Genomic DNA, 17,911 nt, shown 5'->3' on the forward strand with positions numbered 1-17,911 from the left:
ATGCTGTTCGACATTGATGGCGCGGCCGCGTACTGCTACACCGGCGGAAAAACCTTCGACCCCGCCCTGCCCACGGTGGTTTTCATCCACGGCGCGCAGAACGACCATTCCGTGTGGGCGCTGCAAAGCCGCTACCTGGCGCACCACGGCTACGGCGTGCTGGCGGTTGACCTGCCCGGCCATGGCCGCAGCAAGGACGAGGCAAAGCGCAGCGTGGAGGAGATGGCGGACTGGCTGCTGGCGGTGCTGGACGCGGCCGGCGTGGTGCAGGCCGCCCTGGTGGGCCACAGCATGGGCTCCTTGATTGCGCTGGAACTGTCGCAGCGCGCGCCGGAACGGGTTGCCAAACTGGCCCTGCTGGGAACGGCCTATCCGATGAAGGTGTCCGACGCGCTGCTGAACACCTCGCGCGCCAATGAGCAGGCGGCGATCGACATGGTCAACATCTACTCGCACTCCAGCATGGCGCAGAAACCATCTTGTCCCGGTCCAGGCTTTTCCGTCATGGGCGGTGCGCAGCGGCTGATGCAGCGCATGTCGGCACTGAATCCGGAGCAGCTGTTCTATACCGACTTCCATGCCTGCAACGCCTACGCCAACGGCGAAGCGGCCGCGCAGGCGGTGCGCTGCCCCACCCTGTTCATCCTGGGGTCCAAGGACATGATGACGCCGGCCAAGGCCACCAAGCTGCTGACCACCGCGATCCCGCATGGCCGGGTGGTGCAGGTCGATGCGGGCCATTCCATGATGGCGGAGCAGCCCGACGCCGTACTGGACGCGCTGATAGCCTTCCTGCGCTAACGGCAAGCCCGCTGGGGCAGCCCGTGGATGAAATCTATGGCCGCCCCGGCCACGGCCGGCGCCAGCGGCAGGGCCGGATTTGAGTAGGAGGCCATCTGCTGGCCCATATCAGCCGGCACCCGCTTGAGCACGTGGTTCACGCCATCCGCCAGCACCAGGCGGCTTGCCGGATTCGCCTTGTGCAGCAGCGTGGCCTGTTCGGCGCCAACCTGGATATCGGTCGTGCCCTGTACGATCAGCGCAGGCATGCGCAACTTGGCGAATTCCTGGGACGGCACATATTTGAACCACGAAATCATATAGGGCTGCACGCTAGGACGGTAGATGGCCTGCAGCTCCGTCGGCAGCGTAGCCGGGCGCTTGCCGCTTTCAAGCGCAGACAGAATCCGGTCGTTGGCCTGCGCCAGCTCGGCGGGCAGCTTCGAGTCGAGCTGGCGGCGCAGCAGCAGTGACGCGCGCTCCGCAGGGCCGGACAGCGAGATAAACCCGTCCGCCTTCGCCGCGCGCGCGGCCAGCATGCCGATCAGCGAGCCTTCGCTGTGGCCTATCACCGTGACGGATGAGTAGCGCCCTTCCTGCCTGAGCTGATGCACCCAGGCGGCGGCGTCGCCGCTATAGGTCTCAAAGCGCAGCTGCGCCTCGCTGGCTGCGGCGCGGGCGCTGGCGCCGATGCCGCGCTTGTCATAGCGCACACTGGCAATGCCCGCTTCCGCCAGCGCCTGGGCCAGCATCTTCAGGCTGTTATTCGCGCCGGGCGCCAGCTTGCTGTTGCCGTCGCGGTCCGTCGGCCCGGACCCGGCAATGATCAGTGCAACCGGCGCGCAGCCAAGCGGCAGCGGCACCATCAGCGTGCCTTGCACGTCGCCGCTGGGCGTGGACAGCGTGGCGGCACGCGGCAGAGCCGTATATTCCGCCGCCGTGCAAACCGATGCCAGGCCGAGCGCAGCGCCTGCCAACATGATGAGTTTTCCTTGCACGCGCAGTCTCCTGTGGTTCCAGGCCCGATCCTCGGGCCGCGATAATTATGGCCGCGACAAATCTATGCCGTACAGCGCCAGCCCCTTGCCTGCGCCGTCGTCGGCCTGCAGCTGCGTTATATTGTCCAGCCCCGCCGCGCGCGCCAGCTCAAGCTTGCCGGGCGCGGAATGGAACACCACCGGCCCCTTGGTCCGCACGGCGGCAAAGCGCCAGCTGCGCGCGGCGCCGTGGGTGGCGCGCAGCAGCGTCTTCGTGCGCTGGATGTAGGCGATCAGCACATCCCGGTTGGCGTCCGGCGCCGAGAAGATGGTGCTGCGAGCGTCCACGCCGGGGAAGGAGCCGCCGCCGGACGCGCGGTAGTTATTGGTCGCCACCAGGAATTCCTGGCCCGGCTGGACCGGCTTGCCCTTGTAGCTCAGGCCCTGTATGCGGCTGCCTTGCGGCTGCGTCACGTCGATGCGGTAGCTTACGTCCGGGCTGCTCAGCATGTCGAAGTTATAGCCCGCAAAGCCGGGATTCACCAGCTCCTGCGGCGCGGCCTTGTCAGGGTCTATCGTGTTGAAACGGCTGGCCGCTTTTTCCAGCCAGGCTTTCAGGCCCGCGCCGTCCACTTTGACGCCGGACAGCGTGTTCGGATACAGATACAGGTCGGCAGCGTTGTTCAGGGCGATGGCGCCCAGCTTCACATCGGTGTAGTCGCCCGGCCCGGCAGCGCCAGACTTGAACGGCGCGGAGACCGACAGCACCGGCAGCTGCGCGTACTGCGGCAGATTGGCGCGCACGTAGCCGGCAAGGTAGGCTGCCTGCGCTTCGTTCACCGCCTGCACGGCGCTCACGTCGCCCACGTCCGCAAAATAGGAAGTCATGGGGAAATCGGTCGTACCCAGCGGCGTTTGCACATAGCGGATGGTGGCCGCATGCTCGGCCGCCACCAGCGGGGCGATGGCCGGGTCGGGCTCCACGTAGCGCTTCGCGCCGGTGTTGGCTGCACTGGCCGTGCTGCGGGCCTCCACCGTGGTGCTGGCCTTGTCCAGCACCCAGCGCTGCCCCTCGCGCTGCAAGTGCAGGCCGATCACGCCGAGATGCTTGCCCCACAGGCTGGCCATCACGGCCGGCACGCCATGCACCGTGCCCTTTACCTTGTCCACGCCGGGCAGGCTGAATGGCGCGGACGTGCTGGCCGCGTTCGGGAAGGCTTCGTGCGCGTGCCCCAGCAGCATGGCGTCTATGCCAGGCACTTGGGCCAGGTACAGGCCCGCATTCTCCATCTGCGGCGTGTACGGCGCGCCGTCCAGGCCGCCGTGCAGGATGGCCACCACGATGTCGGCGCCCAGCGCGCGCATCTGCGGCACGTATTTGAGGGCAGATTCGCGCACGCCTTCCGCGTACACGCGCCCTTCCAGCCAGCGCTTGTCCCAGCCCAGTATGCCCGGCGGCGTGAAACCGATCAGGCCCACTTTGAGCACCGCCTGCACCGGCTTGCCGTCCGTGCCGGTGGCGCTGATGCGCTTGTCGATAATGGTGTAAGGCTGGAACAGCGGCTGCTTCGTCTTGCTGCTGTAGATATTGGCCAGCACCAGCGGGAAGGCAGCACCGGCGCAGCGAGGCGCGCCCGGGTCCAGTCCGTCCACGTCAAAACGCGCGCCCGTCACCTGGCTCAGATAAGGCAGGCCGTAGTTGAAATCATGGTTGCCCAGGCCGCCGCCCTCCACGCCCAGCAGGTTCAAGGCTTTGTAGACCGCCAGCGTTTCACCGCAGGACAGCGGCGCGGCCAGCGCCTGGTAGTCCGCAAGCGCCGTGCCCTGGATGGTGTCGCCGTTATCGAGCAGCATGCTGTTCGGGAATTCCGCACGCGCCTGGCGGATCAGCGTTGCGGTGCGCTCCAGGCCCAGCGACGCATCGGGCGCCAGCTTGTAATAGTCGTAGCTCAGCACATTGGCGTGCAGGTCGGAGGTTTCGAGCAGCGCCAGCGTGGCCCGCGTGCCGTCCGGAACTGCCGGTAGGCCGGCGTCCAGCGTACTGCATCCAGCCAGGGCGGTCAGGAACAATGGGAGGGAAGACCGGCGCAAAAAGGACATCTTGATATAGGGCAAAGTATTCGGACGGGCCATCATACGCTGCGGACACCCCTGCCGCAATCCCTGCCAAGTCAAGGAATATCGCTGGTAAAAATGCGATGTGCGGAAATGCGACGATGTTAAAAAGAAATGTATTGATGACAATTTATCGGGCGTATGATCTCAGCGGTGACCAGGGCATTTCCGGCTATTAATTTGCTAGGGAAGACATCGACATGTACACGATACGCTCCGTTTTACTCGCCGCCGCGCTGTTCTGCGCCTCCCCGCTGCCGCATGCCACCGAACTTATCCAGAACGGCAATTTTGAAGGCGCCGACAAGAGCATGTGGCTGCTGTCCGGCGATTCCTTCTACCAGCTGTACGCCCTGGACACGAGCGGCACGCCGCTCGCCAACCCGGCCAACAATGTTTTCGCGGATGGCAATTACCTGTCGCCCGGCGTCATAGGCCAAAAGATCAACACGCTGGCGACGGCGACCTATACGCTGAGCTTCGACTTCCAGCGCTACAGCCTCCCGAACGACCCGGTGCAAACCGTCTTCCAAGTCAAGTTCAACGGCGTATCGCTCATGCTGGAAAGCGACATCACGTCCGACTGGCTGCACGTTGTCATCCCCAACCTCACGGCCGCGACCGGCGAGTCCCTGCTGGAGTTCTACAACCTGAACGCCAGCTACTACAACCAGCTCGACAACATCTCGCTGTTTGAAACCCGCGACGGCACGCCAACCGACCCGACCGGTCCTGGCACCGTGCCGGAACCGGCCACGCTCGCCATTCTGGCAGCAGGACTGGCACTGATGGCCGGCGTCCGCCGCCGCGCATCGCGCCCATAAGCAAACCACCCTCGGGAGGCACCCATGTCCAACCCCTATCTCGGAGAAATCCGTCTGGTATCGTTCAACTTCGCGGCCAAGGGATGGGCCAGATGCGAAGGCCAGCTGCTGTCCATCGCGCAGAACCAGGCTCTATTTTCACTGCTGGGCACGACGTATGGCGGCAACGGCCAGACCACCTTCGCCCTGCCCGACCTGCGCGGACGCGTTCCGATGCACATGCACAGCAACTACCCCCAGGGCATGGCCGCCGGCTCCACCGTCAGCACCCTGACTGCGGCGGAAATGCCGGCCCACACCCACGCCGCCATGGCCTCACCCACGGTAAGCCATTCGGCTGACCCGGCCGGACGCGTGCTGGGCTCCGTTGAGGCCGGCGCGCTCAACATCTACCGCCCTGCCGACGGTAGCGCCGCCTTGCATCCGAGCACCCTCAGCAATGCAGGCGGCTCGCAGCCGCACACGAATATGCAGCCCTACCTGACGATGACCTTCATGATCGCGATGGCGGGCATCTTCCCTTCACGCGATTGACGCCAACCAACCGGAGCGCATCATGGGTCAACCCTATATAGGCGAAGTTCGCATGTTCGGCGGCAATTTCGCTCCACGCGGCTGGGCTTTCTGCAATGGCAGCCTGGTGCCGATAGCCGAATACGACGCCCTGTTCAACCTGATCGGCACCACCTATGGCGGCGACGGCCAAACCACCTTCGGCCTGCCCGACTTGCGCGGACGCGCGCCCATGCACCAGGGCACGCAGCAGGGCAACACCTACCAGATGGGAGAATCCGGCGGGGTGGAGCAGGTCACCCTGACGGTGGCGCAGATCCCCAACCACTCGCACAGTGTGGGCGCGAGCAGCGCCGCGCCCGCTGCCGCAGGCGCCGGCGTGGACCTGCTGGGTGCGGTCGCCTATGTGCCGTCCTCGCCCACGCCCAAGCCTAAGATGTACGCCCCGCCGGGCGCCACCGTGGCCATGGCGAGCGCTGCCATCGCCCCCGCCGGCGGCAGCCAGCCGCACAACAATATGGCGCCCTTCCTGGCGGTCAATTTCATTATCTGCCTGGAAGGCATCTTCCCGTCACAGTTCTGAGGAGCATGCCATGTCCGATCAATTCGTCGCAGAAATCCGCATGTTCAGTGGCAATTTCGCGCCTACCGGCTGGGCCATGTGCAACGGCCAGTTACTGCCGATCTCGCAGAATACCGCCCTGTTCTCCCTGCTCGGCACCACCTATGGCGGCGATGGACGCACCACTTTCGCCCTGCCCGACCTGACGCAGCGCATACCCATCCATCCGGGCCAGGGGCCGGGCCTGAGCGAGCGTTTCCTGGGCGAGGCAGGTGGGGAAGCGGCGGTGACGCTGACCATCAGCCAGTTGCCGGGACACAGCCATGCGATGCAAGCCTCGTCCGCTGCGGCAACCCTGAACGCGCCGGGCGGCAACCTGCTGGCAAAACCGGTCGTGCCGAGCCCGCCTTATCACGATCCGGTCAGCCTGGCGGCCATGCCGCCTGGACTGATAGGCACGGTGGGGACTGGTGTGCCGCACAACAATCTGCAGCCCTTCCTGGTCGTCAATTTCATTATTGCGCTGCAGGGCATCTTCCCGCCGCGCAGTTGACGCCCCATGGACAGCGCCACGCTGGCCTTGCGCCCCGCCACCGACGGCGACCAGCCCTTTCTGCTGGCGCTGCTGGCAAGCACGCGGCCGGAACTGTCGCTGCTGGACGAAATCCAGCGCACCATGCTGCTGCAGATGCAGTTCAGCGCACAGCGCTCGCACTACCGGCAGCAGTATCCGCATGCCGAACACAGCATAGTGATGGCCGGCGGCGAGCCTGCCGGGCAGATGCTGGTGGCCCGCTCCGATGCCGAACTCAGGCTGGTGGACGTCAGCCTGCTCCCGGCTTGCCGGGGCCGGGGCGTGGGCTGCCAGCTACTGGCGGCCTTGCAGCAGCAGGCTGCGCAGGCGGGACTGCCGCTGCGCCTGCAAGTGCTGCACAATAATTCAGCCCGCCGGCTCTATCTCCGGATGGGCTTTGTACCGGGACTATCCGAAGGCGTGCACGAAACCATGGAATGGCGCGCCGCTGTCAACTTCATAGGGGAACCGACATGAAACGCCGTACCTTCATCGTGGCAAGCGGCAGCCTGCTGGGCGCAGCCAGCCTGGGCCGGGCCGCCACCTTGGCCGGCGGTCTGCCGGCCGCAAGTTCCGTCCGCATGGCGGCTTTCAGCGGGCTGGAAGGCGCGAGTTTCAGCGCCACCCAAAACCGCCGCAGCACCGAACTGCGCCTGGTCTCGGTCAAACAGGCGGCCTCGTCGCCGGGCATCGAGCAATTTTCCCTGGTATTTAGCGCCGGCGCCCCGCTGGCCAGCGGGCTGTACGAGGTTGAACAGGCCGCTACCGGCACGGTCGCCATGTACCTGGAAGCGGCCGGCGAATCGCCCCAGGGCCAGCTCTGCCGGGCCGATTTCAGCCTGCTGGCGTAAAACTGCGGCAGGGGACGCCGCGGCGGGCCGCGACACTGGTCAACTGGGGTATAATCGAAGGTTTGATTACACCACTAAAAGACTAGAAGATCATGGAAGCCGAACGCATCAACGCCCTCTCCGCCCTGCTCGCCGATCTGACGACCCGCGAAGCCGAACTTCGGAGGTATCTTTGACTTCACTGTCAAAGAAGAGAAGCTCGAACAAGTAAACGAAGAACTGGAAGACCCCACCGTCTGGAATGACCCGAAACGCGCCCAGGATCTGGGCCGCGAGAAGAAGGCGCTGGAAGCCATCGTCCATACGCTGACCAAGGCCGACGCCGACCTGAAGGACATGGCCGACCTGTTCGCCATGGCCAAGGAAGAAGGCGACGACGACACGTTGGAAGCGGTCATCACGGACACCGAGGAAATCAAGACCGTCATCGAAGGCATGGAATTCCGCCGGATGTTCAACAATCCGATGGACCCGAACAACTGCTTTATCGACATCCAGGCCGGCGCCGGCGGCACCGAGGCCCAGGACTGGGCGTCCATGCTGCTGCGCCAGTACCTGCGCTATTGCGAGCGCAAGGGCTTCAAGGTCGAGGTCATGGAACAGTCCGACGGCGAGGTGGCCGGCATCAAGACCGCCACCCTGAAGGTCGAGGGCGACCACGCCTACGGCTACCTGCGCACGGAAACCGGCGTGCACCGCCTGGTGCGCAAGTCCCCGTTCGACTCGGCCAACGGCCGCCATACCTCGTTCACGTCGCTGTTCGTGTACCCGGAAGTGGATGATTCGATCGACATCGAGATCAACCCGGCCGACCTGCGCATCGACACCTACCGCGCGTCCGGCGCCGGCGGCCAGCACATCAACAAGACCGACTCCGCAGTGCGCCTGACGCACGGCCCGTCCGGGATTGTGGTGCAGTGCCAGAACGACCGCTCACAGCACCGCAACAAGGCCGAGGCGATGGACATGCTGAAGGCCAAGCTGTACGAACTGGAACTGCGCAAGCGCATGAGCGAGCAGCAGAAGCTGGAAGACTCCAAGACCGACGTGGGCTGGGGCCACCAGATCCGCTCCTACGTGCTGGACCAGTCCCGCATCAAGGACTTGCGCACCGGTTTCGAAACGGGCAACACCAAGGGCGTGCTGGACGGCGACCTGGACGAGTTCATCTCCGCATCCCTCAAGCAAGGCGTCTAATGGCACAAGCTCAGCGCGCGTTCATCTTCGACATGGACGGCACCATCGTGGACAACATGGCCTTCCACACCAAGTCGTGGCTGGCCTTCTTTGAACGGCGCGGCCGCGCGCTGGACGCGGACGCCTTTTTCCGCGACACGGCCGGCCGCCAGGGCCATGAGATCATGCGCCTGTACATGGGCGACCACCTGACCAAGGAAGCCAGCGCCGAGCTGGACGCCGAGAAGGAAGCGCTGTACCGCGAGCTGTACGGCCCGCACCTGGAAACCGTGCCCGGTTTCGACCAGCTGATCGCCACCGCCCAGGCGGACGGCGTGGCGCTGGCCGTGGCCACCGCCGCGCCGAACGACAACATCGTCTTCACGCTGGACGGCCTGGACCTGCGCAAGCACTTCAAGGCCGTGGTGGGCGCGGCCGACGTGGCGCGCGGCAAGCCGAATCCGGACGTGTTCCTGCTGGCCGCCGAGCGCTGCGGCGTGGCGCCCGAGCACTGCATCGTGTTCGAGGACGCGCCGCTGGGCGTGGAAGCGGCGCGCCGCGCCGGCATGCGCGCGGTGGTGCTGACCACCACCCTGCCGGCCGAAGCGTTTGCCGAATTCGACAACGTGATCTGCGTGGCGCGCGACTTCAGCGAGCTCAATATCGCCGAGCTGTTTGCAGCCGAAATTAATTAATCTACCAAATACAATCATGACTACGGATATCCAAGAACAAGCAGCCGCCCCGCAAGACGAGAACAAAATCATCGCCGAGCGCCGCGCCAAGCTGGCCGCCATCCGCGAACAGGGCGTCGCCTTCCCGAACGACTTCAAGCCGCAGCACAAAGCCGCCGACCTGCACATCCAGTACGGCGAGAAGACCCGTGAGGAACTGGAAGCCAATCCGGTGACCGTGGTGCTGGCAGGCCGCATGATGCTGAAACGCGAAGCCGGCAAGAAAGCCGCCTTCGCCACGCTGCAGGACGCCTCCGGCGCCAAGGCCGACGGCCGCATCCAGATCTACGCCACGCTGGACCTGACCGGCGAAGCCGCCATGGCCGCCCTGCACCACTACGACCTGGGCGACATCCTGGGCGTGACCGGCACCCTGTTCAAGACCAAGACCGACGAACTGACCATCAAGGTCACCGAGCTGCGCCTGATCACCAAGTCGCTGCGCCCGCTGCCGGACAAATTCCACGGCCTGGCCGACCAGGAAACCAAGTACCGCCAGCGCTACGTGGACCTGATCATGAGCGAAGAGACGCGCCGCACCTTCAAGGCCCGTACCGCCGCCATGTCCTCGATCCGCCGCTTCATGGAGAAGAACGACTTCATGGAAGTGGAAACGCCGATGCTGCACACCATTCCAGGCGGCGCCGCAGCCAAGCCTTTCATCACCCACCACAACGCGCTGGACATGCAGATGTTCCTGCGCATTGCGCCCGAGCTGTACCTGAAGCGCCTGGTGGTGGGCGGTTTCGACCGCGTGTTCGAGATCAACCGCAACTTCCGCAACGAAGGCGTGTCGATCCGTCACAACCCTGAATTCACGATGATGGAGTTCTACGCGGCCTACACCGACTACAAGTGGCTGATGGACTTCACCGAAGCCGTCATCCGCCAGGCCGCCATCGACGCGCACGGCACCGCCACCCTGACCTACGGCGGCCGCGAGCTGGACCTGGCCAAGCCATTCCACCGCCTGACCATCGTGGAAGCAATCAACAAGTACGCGCCGGGCTATACCGACGCGCAGCTGAACGACGCGGAGTTCATCAAGGCGGAACTGAAGAAGTTCGGCGTGAAGCCGCACGCGCACTCGGGCCTGGGCGCGCTGCAGCTGGCGCTGTTCGAAGAAACCGCCGAGTCGCAGCTGTGGGAACCAACCTACATCATCGACTATCCGGTTGAAGTGTCGCCGCTGGCGCGCGCTTCGGACACCCGCGAAGGCATCACCGAGCGCTTCGAGCTGTTCATGGTGGGCCGCGAGATCGCCAACGGCTTCTCGGAGCTGAACGATGCGGAAGACCAGTCGGCGCGCTTCCTGGCGCAGGTTGCTGCCAAGGAAGCGGGCGACGACGAAGCCATGTTCTACGACGCGGACTACATCCGCGCGCTGGAATACGGCATGCCGCCGGCCGGCGGCTGCGGCATCGGCATCGACCGCCTGATGATGATCATCACCGACTCGCCGAACATCCGCGACGTGCTGCTGTTCCCGCACTTGCGCAAGGAAGAGTAATCGCGTAGCGATTACGAACACTTTTGGCTTTTGTAAGAAGCCGCCCGGCAAGCAAGCCCGGCGGCTTTTTTTACGCCTGCTTGCGCTGCCTCAGCAGGCGGCCGGGTTCGCTTGACGCCCTGCGGGGCACGGCGCAGCATCAGGGAATGAACGGGCCGCCCTCACGAGAAGAAGTCGATACCAAGCTGGACAATGTTCGCATGTCCGCCGAGGTCTTTTTCGCCCGTATGGACGCACGTTGCGCAAGGATGGAGGCAGCCTTCGAACTGCACCTGCGGGAAATGGACTTGAAACTCGCCAAGATCACGGAAGAGTTTGCAGCTAAACTGGACGCAAAAATCGCTGCCCTCTACAAGGCAATGATCATCACCGCCATCACCTCCACGCTCACCATCATTCTCGGCGTGGGCGCCATCAACGCGACGGTGTTCACCGGCATGCTGGCTGCGCTGGACAAGGGCGAGGAACTAGGCACCATGTACACCAAGCTGGGCCAGCGCATGCTGGAGCAGGATGCGCAGTTCAACCGGATGATGCTGAAGCAGCGCGAGGACTTTGCGCGCATGGAAGCCAAGCTGGAGGCCCACATCGCTGAAGAAAAGGCCGAGCGCGCGCGCCAGCAAAGCCAGCGCGCGCCCCGGCGTTAGAGCACTACTGGACGATGCGGTAGCAAGGCGTGTAGGCCTTGCCCGCCAGTTTCATGCGGCTCTGCGCCACAAAGGACGCCAGCAGCGAGTCCATCGGCCCCATGATGGCCGGGTCGCCGTGGATCTCGAAGTGGCCGAATTTCTCGATGGCGCGTATGCCCTCGTCCTTCACATTGCCCGCCACCACGCCCGAGAACGCCCGGCGCAGATTCGCCGCCAGCAAGTGCGTGGGCTGGTTCTTGTGCAGGCTCAGGTTGCGCATATTCTCATGCGTGGGCGCGAACGGCTTCTGGAACTCCTGGTCGATTTTCAGCGCCCAGTTGAAATAGTAAGCGTCGCTGCGCGCCTTGCGGAACTCGCGCACTTCCTTGATGCCGGCCTGCATTTCGCGCGCCACCAGTTCCGGGTCGTCCACGATGATCTTGTAGCGCTTCTGCGCCTCGGGTCCCAGCGTGTCGGCGATGAACTGGTTGATCTGCACGAAATACTCGCGCGACGTTTCCGGGCCGGTGAACACCAGCGGGAACGGGATTTCCGCGTTCTCCGGGTGCAGCAATATGCCCAGGATGTACAGGATCTCCTCGGCCGTGCCGGCGCCGCCGGGGAACACCACGATGCCGTGGCCGGTGCGCACAAAGGCCTCCAGCCGCTTCTCGATGTCCGGCATGATGATCAGGTCGTTCACGATGGGGTTGGGCGACTCGGCCGCGATAATGCCCGGCTCCGAGATCCCCAGGTAGCGCCCCTGGTGGGTACGCTGCTTGGCGTGTCCGATGGTGGCGCCCTTCATCGGCCCCTTCATCGCGCCCGGACCGCAGCCGGTGCAGATGTCCAGGCCGCGCAAGCCCATCTGGTAGCCCACTTCCTTGGAATAATTGTATTCGGCGCGGTTGATCGAGTGGCCGCCCCAGCACACCACCAGGTTGGGATTCAGGTGCGGCTTGAGCACGTTGGCATTGCGCAGGATATGGAACACCGCGTCGGTAATGCCGTCGGTGCGGCTCAGGTCAAACTTCGGATTGTCCGTCACCTCGTTGCTGACGAAAACAATATCGCGCAGCACCGCGAACAAATGCTCGTGTATGCCCTTGATCATTTTGCCGTCGACAAAAGCAATCGCCGGCGCGCCCTTGATTTCCAGCTTGATGCCGCGCTCGCGCTGCATGATGTTGATGTCGAACGATTTATAGCGCTCCAGCAGTTCCTTTCCATCGTCGATAGTGCTACCGCAGTTCAGCACCGCCAGGGCGCAGTTGCGGAAGATGTTATACAGCCCGCCCTTGCCGGAATCGAGCAACTTTATTACTTCCGCCTTGGAAAGCACCTCCAGCATGCCTTCAGGGGAAATCAGGGTATCGACAACGTCATGTTCCATGATACGAATTCCTTATTCAGTTCCACACAACCACAACAACTCTTGAGCCTGCGACACCAATATACGACAAAGGCACCGTTTTGGGGCCAGTGTTTAATAGGAAACGGCTATCGCAAATGGACATCCAGCGAATAGCCGTTGCAAGTTTAGCCACATTGCTGCGGCGCAGCAAGCGAATTGCTGGACATAAGTGCGCGGTAGATTAAAATGGCGCCCTGTTGGGACGCGGACTACCGGCAACCACGCTACAAGCGCGCTTGCTTAGCCCGGTCCCATATTTTTTTATCTAAACAGAAAATTTTTCAGGAGAAGCCGTGAGCGGAGCAACTACGCAAAGCCCGGAAGTCAAAATCCCGGAGTTCAAACAGATCCTGGGCCATCCGGCCCCGCTGTGGATGCTATTCATGACAGAGTTCTGGGAGCGCTTCGCGTTCTACGGCATACGCTGGGCTTTGGTGCTGTACATCGTGGCCCAGTTCTTCGGCGGCGACGCCTCCGGCCAGCAAACCGCCAGCGCGCTGTACGGTTCCTACCTGGCGCTGGTGTATGCCGCCGCGCTGTTCGGCGGCTACGTGGCCGACCGCGTGCTCGGCTACCAGCGCTCCATCCTGGTGGGCGCCGTGTTCATGGCCGCCGGCCTGTTCGCCATCGCCATCCCTGACGACACCATCTTCAAGATCGGCCTGGCCACCATCATCGTCGGCAACGGCCTGTTCAAACCGAACATCTCCACCATGGTGGGCAAGCTGTACTCCGTGGCCGACCCGCGCCGCGACTCCGGCTTCACCATCTTCTACATGGGCATCAACACCGGCGCCCTGATCGCCCCGGTACTGACCCAGATCCTGGCCGAGAAGGTATTCGGCGCCGAAGGCATGCCTTCGTACAAAGTGGTCTTCATGGCCGCAGGCGTGGGCATGATCATCAGCCTGGTCTGGTTCTTCATCGGCCGCGCCCAGCTCAAGGGCATCGGCGCGCCGGACCCTGCCGCTCCCGGCATGAACCGCGTCGCCTACGTAGTGCTGGGCGGCCTGGCCGTGATTCCTGTGTTCTACCTGCTGCTCGCCGTGGGCGCCAACCAGCTGCAAGTGGTGCTGACCGTGCTGTTCCTGATCCTGGCCGCCATGCTGCTGCTGGAAGGCTTCCGCAACGGCGCCGTGGCGCGCGACAAGGTCATCGCCATGATGGTGATCTTCACCTTCAACATCATGTTCTGGATGTTCTTCGAACAGGCCGGCAGCTCCTTCACCTTCCTGGCCGATAACATCGTGCGCCGCGACTTCGGCGGCTGGACCTTCCCGACCGCCTGGTTCCAGACCGTGAATTCGATCGCCATCATCGCCTGCGCACCTATCGTGGCTGCTGCATGGGTGTTCCTGGCCAAGCGCAACGCCAATCCATCGATCCCGCGCAAATTCGGTCTGGGCATCCTGTTCAACGCCGCCGCCTTCGGCCTGCTGTGGTTCTCGCTGTCCTCGCTGGTCGGCGCCGACAGCAAGATCCCGTTCTGGACCCTGTTCATGGTCTACGTGATCCAGTCGGTTGGCGAGCTGTGCCTGTCGCCTATCGGCCTGTCCATGGTCACCAAGCTGGCCCCTACCCGCCTGGTTGGCCTGGGCATGGGCGGCTGGTTCCTGTCCACCGGCATCGGCAACAACCTGTCCGGCATCTTCGCCTCCCACGCCTCCGGCGAGAGCGGCATGTCGGTGACCACCGCCCTGTCGGCCTACACCCAGGGCTTCTGGATACTGATGGCCGGCGGCGTGATCCTGTTCCTGGTCGCACCGCTGATCCAGAAACTGATGCACGGCGTGAAGTAGGCTTCAGCGCTTCATGGAAAACGGCAGCCGAGGCTGCCGTTTTTTTTGCGCGGGCGCATGCTGGCGGGTTACGGCGTGCCGCCTAACCCGCCCTACGGCCGCGCTATCGTTAGCACGTAGGGCGGGTTAGCGAAGCGTAACCCGCCTATGCCGGCAAGGGATGCGCGGCCATCCATGCCGCGAGGCGCGCTTCCGCGCCCTCGGGCACGTGCAGGCCAAGCTTGGAGCGCCGCCACAGGATGTCCTGCGCCGCCGTAGCCCATTCGTAGCGGCGCAGGTAGTCCACTTCCACCGCATACAGGCCGGGCTCCACTTCCGCGCCCATGTCCTCCAGCTTCACGCGCCCCGCCAGCAAGGTGTGGATGCGGGTGCCGTAAGCGCGGGCATAACGCGCCACCAGCACGCGCGGCAGCCAATCGTACTGCTGCAGCAGCTTGTCGCGCCATTCGTCGTAACGCAGCACGGCGCAGTTCTGCGGCGTGTCGCCGAACAGGTCGCCGCCCGGCAGGCAGGCTTTCGCCGTCCAGCCCGGCTGGCGGTTGCCCAGCGCCTTGCACAGCATGTCCACCGCTTCCTCCGCCAGCTTGCGGTAGGTGGTGATCTTGCCGCCGAAAATACTCAGCAGCGGGGCCGCGCCGCCATCGTCGTCCAGCTCCAGCCGGTAGTCGCGCGTGACGGCCTTGGCGTCCTGCGCCTCGTCCTCCACCAGCGGGCGCACGCCTGAATAGGTCCACACCACATGCTCGGGCCGCACCGGCTCCTTGAAGTACTGGCTCACCAGCTCGCAGAGATAGGACACTTCGTCCGGCGTGATCGCCACCGCGTTCGGGTCGCCCTTGTAGTCCAGGTCGGTGGTGCCGATCAGCGTGTAGTCCTGCTCGTAGGGAATCGCGAACACGATGCGGCCGTCGCGGTTCTGGAAAATGTAGGCGTGGTCGTGGTCGAACAGCCGCTTGACCACGATGTGGCTGCCCTTGATCAACCGCAGATGCTGGCTGCTGCGCTGAGGCAGCGCCTGGCCCAGCAGGCTGGCGGTCCATGGCCCGGCCGCGTTGACCACGCTGCGGGCGCGCACCACCGTGTCCTGCCCGTCCGCGCCGCGCAGCGTGGCGTACCACAGGCCGCCCTCGCGCCGCAGGGCCGTGCAGGCGGTGCGGGTCTTGATGGCGGCGCCGTGCATGCAGGCGTCCATGGCGTTGAGCACCACCAGGCGGGCGTCGTCCACCCAGCCGTCCGAATAGACAAAGCCGCGCGTGAACTCGGGCTTGAGCGGCCGCCCCGCCACGTGGCAGCGCAGGCCGATGCCGCTGGAACCGGGCAGCAGCTCGCGCTTGGCCAGGAAGTCATACAGGAACAGGCCGGCGCGTATCAGCAGCGCGGGCCGTTGGCAGGGCGCATGCGGCATCACGAAGCGCAGCGGATGCATGATGTGCGGCGCGGCGCGCAGCAGCACTTCGCGCTCGATCAGCGCCTTGCGCACCAGCGAGAATTCATAGTATTCGAGGTAGCGCAGGCCGCCGTGTATCAGCTTGGTTGACGCGGACGAGGTGTGCGACGCCAGGTCGTCCTTCTCGCACAACACCACGCACAAGCCGCGCCCTGCGGCGTCGCGCGCTATCCCGGCGCCGTTGATGCCGCCGCCGACCACCAGCAAATCGCATTCGATATCGTGCACCGCAGCCGTCATTCCATTATCCGAGATGTTGCCGTGGGATAAAGATACGCCATTTATGAAGAATCTGGCAACCCCTATCTGGGCGCCTGTTCCGGCGCCGGCGAGCAAGCCGCCAGCGCGCGCTGCATTTCCGCCATTTCGTCGGCCAGCCAGGCGCGGAAACGCTCGATCTTCGGCATGCGTTCCTTGTTGATGTTGACCAGGAAGCGATAGCCGGAGGTGTAGGATATGGGGCAGGCGGCGATCATGTGCAGGTCGCCCCGGCGCAAGTCCTCGTAGACGATGCTGAACGCGGCCAGCGCCACTCCCTGCCCCGCCACCGCCGCCTGCGCCAGCACGCCCCAGTGGCTGTAGCCGCGCGAGACCTTGTAGCCGCCCCTGGGCAGGCCGTTGGCCTCCACGTAGCGGTCCCAGTACACATTGCTGCCCTCGTCCAGCAGCGGCAGGCTGCGCAGGTCCGCCAGCGTGAACTCGCTGCGGCCCGGCGGCAGGATGTCCGGGCTATAGACCGCCACCAGGCGGTCCGAGAACAGCATGGCGGGGTCGCCCGGCTCGTACAGGCCATAGCGGATGGCCACATCCACGCTGTCGTCCTCCAGGCTCACGTTGCGGTCGCTGGCGTCCAGCCGGATATCGATGTCGGGATGCAGGCGCGTGAAATGCGTCAGGCGCGGGGCCAGCCATTTCAGCGTGAACGAGTGCGTGCTGGAGATGCGCAGCACGCACTCTTCGCCGCTCTTTTGCAGCGCCGCCGCCTTGGTGCGCAGGTCGCCCAGCACGCGCGCCACCGTGGCGGCGAAATCGCGCCCCTTCTCCGTCAGCGCCACGTGGCGCGGATGGCGCAGGAACAGGGCGAAGCCGAGTTCCTCCTCCAGGTTCTTGATCTGCTGGCTCACGGCGGCCGGCGTCTTGTGCAGCTCCTCCGCAGCCAGCTTGAAGCTGCCCCAGCGGGCTGCGGATTCCAGGTCGATCAGCCCGGACAGGCTGCGCAGCGGTTTGGCCATGCACGCTCCATGAATTAGTTTAACTTGTTCTCAGACTGGCAATTTTCTCGTTTGATCGCCACCCGGGCAGGAAGGACAATGAATCCATACTAACAGGAGATTATCATGCACAAGAATATCTTGGCGATCGGCGGCACGCGCTATTTTGGCAAATTATTGGTCCAGAAGCTGCTGGACGCTGGCCACCGCGTCACGCTGGCCACGCGCGGCGTCAGCGCGGACGGCTTCGGCAGCCGCGTCCAGCGCATCCGCGTGGACCGCCGCGACCATGCCGCCATGCGCGCGGCCTTCGCCGGCAGCCAGGGCTACGATATTGTGTATGACCAGACCTGCTACAGCCCGCTGGACGCGGCCATCGCCATCGAACTGTTTGCCGGCAAGGTCGAGCGCTACGTGATGGCGTCCACCATGGAGGTGTACCGCAAGCTGCTGGGCCGCCAGGACGGCGCCTTCGAGGAGCTGGACCTGGACCTGAAAGCGCAGCGCATCGACCTCGCGCATCCCTGGAACGACCCGCTGATGGCGGATGAGAATTACGCCGAAGGCAAGCGCCAGGCCGAGGCGCTGCTGTACCGCGACGGCAAACTGCCCGTGGTGACGGTGCGCCTGACCCACGTGCTGGGCGGCGACGACTTCACGGGACGGCTGGCCTATTACGTGGCGCTGGCGCAGGCGGACCAGGCGCTGCTCTACGCCAGCGCCAGGGCGGCCACCTGCTTCATCAGCGCGGAGGAAGCGAGCGATTTCCTGCTGTGGACCGGCATGCAGGATTTT

At 64.5% G+C, this 17,911-nt stretch carries 17 protein-coding genes and 1 pseudogene; 13 read left to right on the forward strand and 5 right to left on the reverse strand.

Annotation, left to right across the window (positions count from 1 at the left end; all coding sequences use genetic code 11):
• Nucleotides 1–801 (forward strand): alpha/beta fold hydrolase, encoded by an 801-nt coding sequence (locus GTP77_RS24650; protein WP_161074804.1) that lies wholly within the window; start codon nucleotides 1–3, stop codon nucleotides 799–801.
• On the opposite strand, the gene GTP77_RS24655 is transcribed toward GTP77_RS24650, so the two are convergent.
• Nucleotides 798–1,760 carry an alpha/beta hydrolase gene (locus tag GTP77_RS24655; RefSeq protein ID WP_161074805.1) on the reverse strand — a complete coding sequence of 321 codons (963 nt, stop codon included), beginning with the start codon at nucleotides 1,758–1,760 and terminating at the stop codon, nucleotides 798–800. The two genes, GTP77_RS24650 and GTP77_RS24655, sit on opposite strands and share 4 nt — an antisense overlap.
• A 63-nt stretch (nucleotides 1,761–1,823) precedes the next feature.
• Nucleotides 1,824–3,857 (reverse strand): bifunctional 2',3'-cyclic-nucleotide 2'-phosphodiesterase/3'-nucleotidase, encoded by a 2,034-nt coding sequence (locus GTP77_RS24660; RefSeq protein ID WP_187358842.1) that lies wholly within the window; start codon nucleotides 3,855–3,857, stop codon nucleotides 1,824–1,826.
• A 215-nt stretch (nucleotides 3,858–4,072) separates the two neighbouring features.
• Here GTP77_RS24660 and GTP77_RS24665 point away from each other — a divergent pair, with 215 nt between their 5' ends.
• The 10 genes from GTP77_RS24665 (at nucleotide 4,073) to GTP77_RS24710 (ending at nucleotide 11,263) form a co-directional block, all read left to right on the forward strand.
• Entirely contained in the window at nucleotides 4,073–4,696 is a 624-nt protein-coding gene (locus GTP77_RS24665; protein WP_161074806.1) for a PEP-CTERM sorting domain-containing protein, read from the forward strand.
• 24 nt (nucleotides 4,697–4,720) lie between these two features.
• On the forward strand, nucleotides 4,721–5,230 hold the full coding sequence (locus GTP77_RS24670; RefSeq protein WP_161074807.1) for a phage tail protein: 510 nt from the start codon (nucleotides 4,721–4,723) through the stop codon (nucleotides 5,228–5,230).
• A 22-nt stretch (nucleotides 5,231–5,252) separates the two neighbouring features.
• Nucleotides 5,253–5,792 (forward strand): phage tail protein, encoded by a 540-nt coding sequence (locus GTP77_RS24675; RefSeq protein WP_161074808.1) that lies wholly within the window; start codon nucleotides 5,253–5,255, stop codon nucleotides 5,790–5,792.
• 10 nt (nucleotides 5,793–5,802) lie between these two features.
• The gene (locus GTP77_RS24680) at nucleotides 5,803–6,324 is read left to right on the forward strand and encodes a phage tail protein (RefSeq protein WP_161074809.1); all 522 of its coding nucleotides are present in this window, start codon (nucleotides 5,803–5,805) and stop codon (nucleotides 6,322–6,324) included.
• 6 nt (nucleotides 6,325–6,330) lie between these two features.
• Nucleotides 6,331–6,822, forward strand: a complete 492-nt coding sequence (locus GTP77_RS24685) for a GNAT family N-acetyltransferase (protein WP_223149396.1) — start codon at nucleotides 6,331–6,333, stop codon at nucleotides 6,820–6,822.
• Nucleotides 6,819–7,196 carry a DUF6916 family protein gene (locus GTP77_RS24690; RefSeq protein WP_161074810.1) on the forward strand — a complete coding sequence of 126 codons (378 nt, stop codon included), beginning with the start codon at nucleotides 6,819–6,821 and terminating at the stop codon, nucleotides 7,194–7,196. Before GTP77_RS24685 ends, GTP77_RS24690 begins: the two co-directional genes overlap by 4 nt.
• Nucleotides 7,197–7,288: 92 nt before the next feature.
• Nucleotides 7,289–8,393, forward strand: a protein-coding gene (gene prfB, locus GTP77_RS24695) for a peptide chain release factor 2 (protein WP_161074811.1) whose coding sequence is annotated in 2 segments (ribosomal slippage) — nucleotides 7,289–7,369 and nucleotides 7,371–8,393 — 1,104 coding nt in all. Because the reading frame shifts where the segments join, the coding sequence is not laid out codon by codon here.
• Nucleotides 8,393–9,067 (forward strand): HAD family hydrolase, encoded by a 675-nt coding sequence (locus tag GTP77_RS24700; protein ID WP_161074812.1) that lies wholly within the window; start codon nucleotides 8,393–8,395, stop codon nucleotides 9,065–9,067. The genes prfB and GTP77_RS24700 overlap by 1 nt, the downstream gene beginning before the upstream one ends.
• 16 nt (nucleotides 9,068–9,083) lie before the next feature.
• Entirely contained in the window at nucleotides 9,084–10,616 is a 1,533-nt protein-coding gene (lysS, locus tag GTP77_RS24705; RefSeq protein ID WP_161074813.1) for a lysine--tRNA ligase, read from the forward strand.
• Nucleotides 10,617–10,903: 287 nt separating this feature from the next.
• The gene (locus GTP77_RS24710) at nucleotides 10,904–11,263 is read left to right on the forward strand and encodes a hypothetical protein (RefSeq protein WP_161074814.1); all 360 of its coding nucleotides are present in this window, start codon (nucleotides 10,904–10,906) and stop codon (nucleotides 11,261–11,263) included.
• A gap of 4 nt (nucleotides 11,264–11,267) precedes the next feature.
• On the opposite strand, the gene ppnN is transcribed toward GTP77_RS24710, so the two are convergent.
• Entirely contained in the window at nucleotides 11,268–12,638 is a 1,371-nt protein-coding gene (gene ppnN, locus GTP77_RS24715; protein WP_161074815.1) for a nucleotide 5'-monophosphate nucleosidase PpnN, read from the reverse strand.
• Nucleotides 12,639–12,952: 314 nt separating this feature from the next.
• Between ppnN and GTP77_RS24720 the strand changes: the two genes are divergently transcribed.
• Entirely contained in the window at nucleotides 12,953–14,458 is a 1,506-nt protein-coding gene (locus GTP77_RS24720; RefSeq protein WP_161074816.1) for a peptide MFS transporter, read from the forward strand.
• 145 nt (nucleotides 14,459–14,603) lie between these two features.
• Here the strand turns inward: GTP77_RS24720 and glpD are convergent, their stop codons facing one another.
• Both glpD and GTP77_RS24730 read right to left on the reverse strand, forming a co-directional pair.
• Nucleotides 14,604–16,145: a glycerol-3-phosphate dehydrogenase gene (gene glpD / locus GTP77_RS24725; RefSeq protein WP_161074817.1), complete on the reverse strand. Its 1,542-nt coding sequence runs from the start codon at nucleotides 16,143–16,145 to the stop codon at nucleotides 14,604–14,606.
• 62 nt (nucleotides 16,146–16,207) lie between these two features.
• Nucleotides 16,208–17,137 carry a LysR substrate-binding domain-containing protein gene (locus tag GTP77_RS24730; protein WP_161074818.1) on the reverse strand — a complete coding sequence of 310 codons (930 nt, stop codon included), beginning with the start codon at nucleotides 17,135–17,137 and terminating at the stop codon, nucleotides 16,208–16,210.
• A gap of 105 nt (nucleotides 17,138–17,242) precedes the next feature.
• On the opposite strand from GTP77_RS24730, the pseudogene GTP77_RS30755 reads away from it, so the two are divergent.
• Nucleotides 17,243–17,746, forward strand: a pseudogene (locus GTP77_RS30755) (NAD(P)H-binding protein); the annotation flags it as partial.
• Nucleotides 17,747–17,911 lie beyond the last annotated feature (165 nt).

This window comes from Pseudoduganella aquatica, from assembly GCF_009857595.1.
GTDB lineage: Bacteria > Pseudomonadota > Gammaproteobacteria > Burkholderiales > Burkholderiaceae_D > Rugamonas > Rugamonas aquatica_A.